Raw genomic sequence first — 1,409 nt, 5'->3', positions numbered from 1 at the left:
GTTGAGCGGATGAAAAGCGCGACACTCAGATCCTCCTCCAATGCGTCGATCTGGCGGACGATCGCCGAAGGCGTCACCGCGCGCCGGCGGGCGGCCCCGGAGAAGCTGCCCGCCCGGACGACATCTACGAAGGTGGCGAGATATTCGGCGAAATGGGGTCTCATCTTTGCGATCCGGGCAAAGCCGTTTGCAGCAGGCTCCGGCTTATCGCCGATCCCGGACACTCGCATATTCGCGGCGTTCACACAGCGGCCGTACCTCGTCGCCGGCACGCAATCATCGCGGCAAATCGGGCAGTCGTTCCATCTCGCAAGCAGGAACAGCGATCATGGAAATATCGAAATACGTCCGGCCGAGTCGTCGCACATAACCGGTTCCGCATCGATCTTCATCGTATTGGCGTTCGGAGTCCGTGAAGACGGTCATTAGTATCTAACATAAACGTATATCGACAAGGCAGATCCATGAAAATCCTCACCGACCGTATCCTCTCGGAATCCGCCTACACAGCCGAGATCGATGTTTCTTTTGAGAAAATCGACATCGCCGAGTGGCTATTCACCCTGCCGGAGGCTGAATATCTGCGCTGCTGTCCGCCCGATCATATCGGCTCCGGCGTCACAACGACCGATGATGGCCGCCGCATGGTGATCAATGTCGAGATGATCGGCACCGGGCTGGTGATCCAACACTATGTCGCGGAGGAAGCCACGGCGAGCTATTGCCGTATGAACTCGATCTCCGACGTGTTCACGCCGCTGGGACGCACGCAGGTCAACGTGATCTGGGAACTGATCGCCGAGTCGATCGAGGGCGAGCGCACCCGCTACACCAACCGCGTCACCTCGCACCCGACCGACGTGTTCATGGACTTCGTCGCCGCACATGGTCAGACCTTCGAGCAGGCGGCCGTGGCACGGCAGGAAGCCGGTGGCGATCACAACCGTCGCGAGACGCCGCTCTTCGCCGCCAGCATCGGCCGACGCGCCATGGCGAAGGCTGCGGCAAAGTGAAAGCGATCACCTTCGACGATTTCGGTCCGGCGGATGTCCTCCGCCTGGCCGAGGTGCCGATGCCGGAGGTTCGCCCCGGCGATCTTCTGGTGAAGGTGCATGCAGCCGGCGTCAACCGGGCCGATCTGCTGCAGCGGCTGGGCTATTATGGTCGCCAGAGCTACGGCGAGAGCGACCTGCTCGGGCTGGAGGCGGCCGGCGAGGTGATCGCCGTCGGCGCCAATGTCACCGACATCCGACGGGGCGAGCGGGTGATGGGGATTGTTGGCGGGGGCGCCTATGCCGAGTTTGCCCGCGTCGACTAGCCTGCCCCTATTGAGTGGTCCGGTTTGACTCTAATGCATAGTGGGCCTTTCGGCCTGGCTTGATTGGCAGGGCTTCAGGGACAGGATGGCC

General features: G+C 61.8%; 3 protein-coding genes. 2 read left to right on the top strand and 1 reads right to left on the bottom strand.

Going from position 1 to position 1,409, the window contains the following annotated elements:
- On the bottom strand, positions 1 to 164 hold a 164-nt coding region (locus J2X65_RS26935), incomplete at its 3' end, for a LysR family transcriptional regulator (protein ID WP_310206041.1).
- A gap of 300 nt (positions 165 to 464) precedes the next feature.
- Here J2X65_RS26935 and J2X65_RS26930 point away from each other — a divergent pair.
- Both J2X65_RS26930 and J2X65_RS26925 read left to right on the top strand, forming a co-directional pair.
- Positions 465 to 1,013 carry a hypothetical protein gene (locus J2X65_RS26930; RefSeq protein WP_310208595.1) on the top strand — a complete coding sequence of 183 codons (549 nt, stop codon included), beginning with the start codon at positions 465 to 467 and terminating at the stop codon, positions 1,011 to 1,013.
- Positions 1,010 to 1,318 (top strand): alcohol dehydrogenase catalytic domain-containing protein, encoded by a 309-nt coding sequence (locus J2X65_RS26925; protein WP_310208593.1) that lies wholly within the window; start codon positions 1,010 to 1,012, stop codon positions 1,316 to 1,318. Before J2X65_RS26930 ends, J2X65_RS26925 begins: the two co-directional genes overlap by 4 nt.
- The last annotated feature ends 91 nt before the right edge of the window (positions 1,319 to 1,409 follow it).

Origin of the sequence: Ancylobacter sp. 3268 (assembly GCF_031456575.1) — a bacterium.
Taxonomy (GTDB): domain Bacteria; phylum Pseudomonadota; class Alphaproteobacteria; order Rhizobiales; family Xanthobacteraceae; genus Ancylobacter.
The sequence above is the reverse complement of the archived record's forward strand: the minus strand, read 5'-3'. Positions and strand labels throughout refer to the sequence as shown.